At 70.2% G+C, this 2,082-nt stretch carries 1 protein-coding gene; it reads right to left on the reverse strand.

Going from position 1 to position 2,082, the window contains the following annotated elements:
* Positions 1–572 precede the first annotated feature (572 nt).
* On the reverse strand, positions 573–2,082 hold a 1,510-nt coding region (locus AB1634_19420), incomplete at its 5' end, for a glycosyltransferase family 39 protein (GenBank protein ID MEW6221683.1).

Raw genomic sequence — 2,082 nt, forward strand, 5'->3', positions numbered from 1 at the left:
TGATTGGCGCTGTAGTACAAGAGACTGATCAACAGCAGCGCCCCGGTGATGACGTAGGCCCAAATGGTGTTCCGCTTTTCTTCCATGCTGCTCCACCTCCCGTGAACGTTCCGCTCCGTCCGGGGTGGACAGACACTGCCGCCCGCCCCGGCTGCCCGAAGGCCTTCCCGCCTCTCCCCTTGGCCGCCGGGCGCCACCAGCCGGCTGTCCGCCCCAGGCGCCCGATTGCCGCCGTCCCCTGCCGGCTCCCGCCCCGCGCTTGCCGCCGGCGCCGGTGCCGCAAGGGTTCAACTCTATCCTGGCGGTCTATACTGGGTCGCTAGGCAAAAGTCAAGGGAAACGTGCGGCCGGCGGGCACCTCCTTCTGCACCGGTGGGGCAGTCCAGAGATCGGCCGCAAACGAGCTGTCATGATTCCTGGCAATTGCCGTTTCGGGCCGTCTTTGGTGACGATGTGGCGGTTATCGTGCTGCGGGGGAAGTGGATAGTGCAGTCATTCTTGGTTGTCCTTTTTTGCGGAAGCTGAGATATTCAAGAAGGCAGGGCAGCCACAGGCCAACCCGAGCCGTTTCTCTAATGATGATAGACCGTTATCAGGGTTTTCGCCGTGAAGGCGCCCGAGTCGGCGTCAAAGGCCGCGGCCTGGGGATAGGTGGCGGCCAGGTCCGCGACCGCGGGGGGCAGCGGCTGCCCGGCCCAGCCCCGGATCACCACCAGGGCTGCCGTCCCCGAGGGGTCGGCGGGGCGCTGGTAGAGATCCGGCAGCGGCATCTCCCAGGTGAAGCGCAGGGGCGCGGCGGCAAGCGTCTCCGGATCCGGCTGCGGCTGGGGCGTAGGCCAATGGAGCAGGGGCACCCGGGTGTGGAGGTCAAGCAAAGGGAGCGCCACCCGGCTGTCCAGCACCAGCCCCTCGGCGGGCAGGGTGACCACCTGGGCCTGGGAGACGCCCAGATGGTCCAGATAGTGGCCCGCCGGCTCCAGGTTGCCGGCGCTGGTGGCGGCCAGAAAGGGTACGAAGGCCAGCCGTCCCGTCACCAGGGCGCTCCAGGCCGCGCCCAGGGCCAAGAAGCGCCGGAGCGGCACCTCGGCCAGGCCCCGGAGGCCATAGCCCGCCACCAGGGCCAGCATGGGCAGACAGGGCAGGCTGTAGCGGCTGCGCTGGACGGCCAGGCCAGCCAGGATCAGGAGGGGGCACAAGGGGATGAGGAGGCGGCGCTCCCGGCGCCGGACCCCCCGGGCCAGACCGGCCAGGGCAGCCGTTACCAGGAGGGGATGGGTCTGGAAAAGGAGGGTCGAGACCGGGCTCTCGGTCCAGCGCGTCAAGCCAGGCCGCTGGTAGCTGGCAAGAAACGGCAGCTGCTCCCGGAGCACCGGCCACAGCGCCACAGCGGCCGGCGCCAAGAGGAGTCCGGCCACGGCCAGGGCACCCAGCCCCCGGCCAGCCTGGCGCCAGTGCCGGTTCGGCCCCAGGACGGCCGCGGCCACCACCAGGGTGGAGAGCATGGGCCAGGTGGAAAACTTGGCCAGCACCGCGCCGGCAATCCCCAGCCCGGCCAGAACAATCCGCGCCGCCCCGCCGGTGGCCAGCGCCGAGATCCAGCCGCCCACCGCCAGGGTGAAGAAGAACATGGCGGGCACGTCTGCCAGCAGCAGGGGGACTTGGCTGCACAGGAAGGGGCAGGCCAGGACGAGCAGGCCCGCCAGGAAGCCGGTTTCGGCATCCCAGAGGGTACGGCCGAGCCGGGAGGTGCACAAGACGGTGCCGGCCAAAAAGGCGGTGTTCAGGCCTTGCATCCCCAGCCGCTCCTCGCCGAGCAGCCGGAAGACGAGGCCGTTCAGGAGGCCGGTCAAGGGCAGATCGGTCCAGGCAAAGATCGGGCCGCCCCAGCCGGACCAGAAGGCGCGCCAGCCGGACGTGGCCAGGGCCTTGGCCTGGCAGAAGTACCGGCTGGCGTCGACGATCACCTCGGGGGTCGACCAGAAGGGCAGGGCGCAGGCCCCGGCCAAGAGGCCGAGGGCCAGGGGGTGGGCCAGAGGATCCGCGCGGCCGGCGACGGGAACGAGCACCGCCAGCCCGGTCACC

Source organism: Thermodesulfobacteriota bacterium, from assembly GCA_040755095.1.
In the GTDB taxonomy this organism is placed as follows: Bacteria; Desulfobacterota; Desulfobulbia; order Desulfobulbales; family JBFMBH01; genus JBFMBH01.